The sequence below is a fragment of the Streptomyces recifensis genome, from assembly GCF_002154615.1.
Taxonomy (GTDB): domain Bacteria; phylum Actinomycetota; class Actinomycetes; order Streptomycetales; family Streptomycetaceae; genus Streptomyces; species Streptomyces griseoluteus.
In genome coordinates, this window is sequence record NZ_MUNH01000616.1 from 1 (window position 1) to 5,655 (window position 5,655).

Below are 5,655 nucleotides of genomic sequence, written 5' to 3' on the forward strand. Positions count from 1 at the left end.
CCGGGGTGCCGCCGCCGAGACTACCTCGGTCTACGAGCCCCAGCCCATGCCCGACGACACCGGCAGCTACGGCGTCTACGGCGACGGCACCCCGGCCCAGCCCCAGCAGACCGACCAGGCGTACGCCTACGACTACTCGGGCTACGGCCAGCAGGGCTACGCCGCAGGCGGCTACGACACCGGCGCCCAGCAGGCGTACCCCGGCTACACCGACCCGTACGGCCAGGGCTACGAGGGCGGCTACGACAACTCCGGTTACGCGCAGCAGGGTTACGCCCAGCAGAGCTACGGCCAGGACGCTTACGGCGGCCAGGGCGAGACCCCGGCGGGCGGGGTGTGGGTGCCGCAGCAGCGGACCGACGAGACCTACAACGGCGAACTCCCGCCGGAGCAGCAGCAGTACCCCTACCAGGGCCAGACCCAGCAGCAGAACACCGGCTACGACGAGCAGTACCGCTACTGACAACCGCTCACGTCGAGCCCCGGAACTCCGGCCCCTCCACGACGAGTCCGGCCACCATCGCCCCCGACATCCCCGCGTGCGGCAGCCCGCCGCCGGGGTGGGACCAGCCGCCGACCCGGTACAGGCCGGGCAGCCGCGTGGAGTTGCCGGGGTGCAGGAAACCGCCCTCGCCCGCGGCCAGTGAGGGGGCGGGGACCGCGCCGTGCCGGGCGCCGGTCTCGGCCGCGTTGTGGTCCGGGGTGCGGATCGCGTGCCAGAGCAGGCGGTCGCGCAGGGCCGGGACGGCCTTGGCGGCCGCGTCGAGCAGGATCTGCGCGTGGCCCGCTTCCGTGTCCGGGCCGGCGGGCAGGGTCGCCCACACCACCGCCGACTCGTGGGCGTCGTCCGGGCGCAGGGCCGGGTCGTCGGGACGCAGCACGGTGACCGTGGGGACGGGGAGGCGATCGCCGCCCGGGTTCGCCAGGAAGTCCAGCTCGGCCTCCGGGTCCGGGGCGTGCACGACCGTGCGGTGCGCGGCGCCCGCCTCGCGGGCACCCCTCAGCGCCAGCAGCAGGGTGAGCCGGGCGGCGCCGCGCGCGCCGGGGCGCACATCGCCGGTGCCGTCCAGCGGACGGTCCGTCAGCCGGCCCAGCAGCGCCGGGTCCACGTCGGCCACCACATGGTCGGCGTCCGCCACCGTGCCGTCGGCCAGCTCGACGCCCGCCGCGCGGCCGTCCTTCACCGTGATCCCGGTGACCTCGGCGCCGAACACGAACTCCACGCGGCGCCGCACACAGCGCTCGTACACCGCGCGGGCCAGCTCGCGGATGCCGCCGCGTACGTACCAGGTGCCGAAGGCGTGCTCCAGGTACGGCAGGACGGCGGCGCTCGCCGGGGTGGTGCGCGGGTCGAGGCCGTGGGCCAGGGCGTGGCCGGTCAGCAGGGCCGTGAGCCGGTCGTCGCGCAGTTCCCAGTCGGCGACCTCGGAGAGGGTGGTGGCCCGGCGGGTGCGCAGCAGACGCTTGTGCGGGACGGCCGGGTAGGGTTCACGCTCCGCCAGGACCGGCCAGTTGGGCCACAACGGCTCCTCCAGCAGGGGGCGCCGGGTGCGGTCCCAGGCCTCGCGGGCGCGCACCAGGAAGTCGCCCCAGCGCTGCCCGACCCCGGCGCCAAGCGCCTCGTCCAGCGCGGAGACGACCCCGGCGCGCGAGGCGTTGGGCACGGCGACCTGCGTGCCGTCCGCGAAGAGGTGGCGGGAGGAGGGGTCGACCTGGACCAGCTCGACCAGGTCCTCCAGGGGCTCCTTGCCGGTCTTCAGGAACAGGTCCCGCCAGACCGCGGGCAGCGGCAGCAGACCGGGGCCGGTGTCGAAGGCGAACCCGTCCCGCTCGAAGCGGCGCACCGCCCCGCCGTACGTGTCCGTCCGCTCGTACACCGTCACCCGGTGGCCCGCGACGGCCAGCCGGGCGGCCGCCGCCAGCGCGCCCATCCCGGCGCCGATCACCGCAATCCGTGCCATGACCGCGACTTTACCGACCACCACCGACAGTGCCGGGTCCGGGCCCGAACGCGGGGGCTTGAGTACCCGTACCTAGACGCACAGATGAGTAGCCGCGCGGATGGGCCGGGGACCGGCCGGAGGGGAGAGTGGAGACACGGCCAGGGGGCGCGGCCCGGCACCGCCGACACGGGGCGGCGGAACGGGCCCGCCCGCCGGCCGCTCCTTCCGCCGATCCGTCGGCGGAAGCGGGACACGGGGCCCGTGGCCGTCACGGTCACGGGGGACCGCGGTGGGAACCGTACGGGGGAGTGCGGGGGAGTGAAAAGGGCGCCGGACCGGCAACAACGCGGTCCGGCGCCCTTCGCGCGCCTCGGGTCGTCCCGGATCCGGGGTCAGCCCCCGCTGACCCGCCCCTGGAGCAGCCGCGACAGCGCGGAGTGCACGTCGTCAAGCGACCGCTCCGGCTGGAACGCCTGCCAGTCCAGCGCGGCCACCAGCACCATCCCGACCAGCGCGGCCGCGGTCAGCGGCACGTCGATCTCGTCGCTGAACTCCCCGGCCGCCACGCCCTCGCGCAGAACCCCCTCGACCACCGCCACGGCCTGCTGGCGCACCACCATCAGGGTCGACTGCCAGGCCCGGTTGGTGCGCCACAGTTCGGCCACGTAGAGCTGGGTGAAGGCCGGGTAGCGGTCGATGAAGACCAGGCCCGCGCGGACCATCGCGTCCAGCGCGTCCACCCCGCCGCCGCCCTCGCGGGCGGTGCGCTCGGCTGCCTCCCGCAGCGAGGCGGTGAGCAGACCCACGCCGTGCCGCAGCAGCTCCTCGAAGAGCACCGACTTGCTGGCGAAGTTGTAGTAGACGGTGCCCTTCGCCACCCCGGCGCGCTCGGCGATCTCGTCCACCGTGGTCGCGGAGAACCCCTGCTCGGCGATGAGGGTGACGGCCGCCTCGTAGAGCTTCTGCCGGGTGGCCTCGCGGCGTGTGCTGCCGGCGGGCCGGGCGCTGGTGCTTTCCATGGACCTGATTCTCACAGGTGCGCCGGGCGGCCGGGCCGCCTCCGCCGTCCCGGCGCTCACAGGCTCAGCTCCGGGTGCAGCCGCTGGAGCGTCCACACCTGACGGCGCCGGGCGGTGAGCGCGGTCAGTGCCAGGGCGCCCGCGGTGAACGCCGTCAGCACCACGCACGCCTGCCACACCGGGCCGAGCCCGCCGCCGGTGATCAGCCGGCGCAGCGCGGAGACCACGTAACTCATCGGCAGGAAGGGGTGGATGGCGTTGAAGAAGCCCGGACTGGTCTGCACCGGGTAGGTGCCGCCCGCCGAGGTGAGCTGGAGCATCAGCAGCGCCAGCACGAGGATGCGGCCGGCCGCGCCGAAGCGGGCGTTGAGCCACTGCACGATCGCCGTGAAGCACGCCGTGACCAGGAACAGGAACAGGGTCGTCCCGGCCGCCCGGACCATCTCCAGACCGATGCCGAAGTGCAGTACGGACATCAGCGCCGCCGTCTGGAGCACCCCCACCGCCAGCACCGGCAGCCAGCCCGCCAGCGCGATCCGCCAGGACGGGGCACCGGCCGCGAGGGCACGCCGGTTGAGCGGTGGGATCAGCATGTAGGCGACCATGGCGCCGACCCACAGGGAGAGCGGGATGAAGTACGGGGCGAAGCCGGTGCCGTAGTTGGGCGCGTGGTGCAGGTCGGCGGAGGAGAGCCGGACCGGGTCGGCCATCACACCGGTGCGCCGGTCGCGGGCCCGCTCGTCGTAGTCGGGGATCTTCCCGGCGCCCTCGTGCAGACCGTCCGCCAGCCGCTCGGAGCCGTCCACCAGCTTGTACAGGCCGCTGTCCAGCGCCTTGGCGCCCGACTCGGCGGTGCCGATGCCCCGGTGGAGGGTGGCCGCGCCGGACCGGGCGGTGCCGAGGCCGGTGTGCAGCTTCTTCGCCCCGGCGGCCACGGCGTTCGCGCCCGCGTTCAGCCTGTCGATCCGGGCGACCGCGTCCGCGACGTCCCGGTGCAGGTGCGGGGCGCGCTCGGCGAGGGCGTCGGCCTGCGCGCGCAGGGTGGTCAGGTTCTTCCGCATGGTCGTCAGATCGCCGCCCTGCGCGGCGACGACCTTGTTCAGGTCGTCGGCCACGACCGCCACGTCGTCCGCCGCCCGCTGGGCCTTCGCCAGGTCCGGGCAGGCGGGATCGGGCACGGGCGGTGTATCGCAGCGGGCCTTGTGCACCTGGTCCAGTGCGGCGGCGGAGGCATGGGCCGTCTTCGCGGCGCCGGGGGCGAGCCGGACCACGGTGTCGAGGTTGTCCTGCACCGTGCGGGCCGAGTCGGAGACCAGGCGTGCGGTGGCGCCGATGGTCTTCCCGTTCTTCTGGAGGAAGGGGCCGGCCTTCGCATACGCCCCGTCGACGTTGTCCGCCAGGGTCCGGGTGCCGGCCGCGACCTGGCGGGAGCCGTCCTCCAGGTCGCCGGCGCCCTTGTCGAGCCGGGTCAGGCCCTTGGCGAGCCTGCCGCTGCCGCTGTCGGCCTCCTTCAGGCCGTCCGCGAGCTTCCGGGCGCCCTTCTCCGCCTTGCCCAGGCCGTTCCTCAGCTTGTCGGCACCCTCGGCGGCGGTCTCGGTCTTGTCGTGCAGGGTGGAGAAGTTGATGAAGATCCGGTCCAGGAAGGTCCGGGAGGTCTTGGTGGACGCGGCCGAGCGGACCTCGGCGAACACGGTCCGCGAGATCTGGCCGACGATGTAGTTGTTCGCGTCGTTGGTGCGCACCTGGAGCGCACCGGTCTCCGGGGAGTCACCCGAACTGGAGGCGACGCGGCGGCTGAAGTCGGCCGGGAGGGTCAGCGAGAGGTAGTAGGTGCCGTCCTCCGTGCCCCGGCGGGCCTCGGCCGCGTCGACCTCGTGCCACTCGAAGGTCCGCCGCTCGCGCAGACCCCTGACGATGTCGGCACCGGCGTGGATCTTCTTCCCGCCCGCTGTCGCGCCCCGGTCCTCGTTGACGAGGGCCACGGGGACGCGGTCCAGGCGGCCGTACGGGTCCCAGAACGACCACAGGTACAGGGCGCCGTAGAGCAGCGGCAGCACCAACAGCGCGACCAGCGCGGCGCGGGGCAGCCGGCCCCGGCCGAACCGGCGCAGCTCAAGCGCGGCCAGCCTCGGTGAGCGCATCGGGGGCCTCCTCTCGGGGGGCGTCCTCGGCGGGCCGGTCCTGGACGGGGCCGGTGTCCCCGTCGTCCCCGGTGTCCTCCGGGGGTCCGGCCTCGGCGGGCTCCGTGGAGACCGTGACGCAGCCGTCCGGGGCGGTGCGGCACACGGCCAGGACCGTCGTCCCCGCGTCGGCCAGGGAGCGCAACAGGTCCCACACCTCGGTGCGTTCACCGGCCGAGAGCTTCAGCTCCACGTCGTCCACCGCCAGCAGCCGGGGCGTGCCGATCAGTGCCAGCGCCACGGACAGCCGCAGCACCTCCAGCCGTTCCAGGTCCCGTACGGCCGTCCGCGAGCCCTTCGGCAGCGCGTCCAGGTCGAGCCCGGCGGCGGCCAGCGCCGCGTCCGCGCGGAGCCGGGCCTCGTGGGTGCGCTGGGGGCGCGGATGCAGCGCCTCGCGCAGCGAGTCGCCGAACCGCCGCTGCAGCAGGGCCCGTTCGCGCAGATGCTCGCCCACGGTCAGCGCGGGCTCCAGGTCGGTCACCCCGGCGACATTGGCCACCGCGCTGAACCGGC

The 5,655-nt window shown here is 74.6% G+C and carries 3 protein-coding genes and 2 pseudogenes; 1 reads left to right on the plus strand and 4 read right to left on the minus strand.

Annotated elements, in window-relative coordinates:
- Positions 1-463: pseudogene (locus CCN33_RS27140) on the plus strand (hypothetical protein); the annotation flags it as partial.
- A gap of 7 nt (positions 464-470) precedes the next feature.
- Here the strand turns inward: CCN33_RS27140 and CCN33_RS27145 are convergent.
- The 4 genes and pseudogenes from CCN33_RS27145 to CCN33_RS27160 form a co-directional block, all read right to left on the minus strand.
- Positions 471-1,961 carry a phytoene desaturase family protein gene (locus CCN33_RS27145; protein WP_208621915.1) on the minus strand — a complete coding sequence of 497 codons (1,491 nt, stop codon included), beginning with the start codon at positions 1,959-1,961 and terminating at the stop codon, positions 471-473.
- A gap of 374 nt (positions 1,962-2,335) precedes the next feature.
- Entirely contained in the window at positions 2,336-2,962 is a 627-nt protein-coding gene (locus CCN33_RS27150) for a TetR/AcrR family transcriptional regulator (protein ID WP_086696073.1), read from the minus strand.
- 56 nt (positions 2,963-3,018) lie between these two features.
- A complete protein-coding gene (locus CCN33_RS27155; RefSeq protein WP_086696074.1) occupies positions 3,019-5,103 on the minus strand; it encodes a YhgE/Pip family protein in 2,085 nt (694 codons plus the stop codon).
- Positions 5,075-5,655: pseudogene (locus CCN33_RS27160) on the minus strand (ATP-binding cassette domain-containing protein); the annotation flags it as partial. The pseudogene CCN33_RS27160 and the gene CCN33_RS27155, both read right to left, overlap by 29 nt.